The organism is Chryseosolibacter indicum, from assembly GCF_018598585.1.
GTDB classification, from domain to species: Bacteria; Bacteroidota; Bacteroidia; order Cytophagales; family Cyclobacteriaceae; genus Chryseosolibacter; species Chryseosolibacter indicus.
In genome coordinates this window covers 1-212 of sequence record NZ_JAHESD010000182.1, presented here as the reverse complement: position 1 = coordinate 212, position 212 = coordinate 1, and the positions used below count along the sequence as shown (strand labels likewise).

1 protein-coding gene is annotated in these 212 nt (G+C 37.3%); it reads left to right on the top strand.

What is annotated here, in order from left to right; genetic code table 11:
* The coding region (locus KK060_RS24975; RefSeq protein WP_302180168.1) for a GIY-YIG nuclease family protein at positions 1-212 on the top strand (212 nt) is incomplete at both ends.

The window sequence follows — 212 nt, the reverse complement described above, 5'->3', positions numbered from 1 at the left end:
AAGTACTACGTAGGCCACACAGATTCTATAGAGCGTAGATTAGAAGAACATAATACAGGTAGAGGGAGTACCTTTACGAGTAATTGTCATCCTTGGACATTAGTATACCAAGAAAGTTTTTCTACACGTCTAGAAGCTACAAGACGAGAAAGAGAAATAAAGAATAAGAAAAGCAGGAAATATATTGAATGGTTGATAGCTCAGCCTAGAGC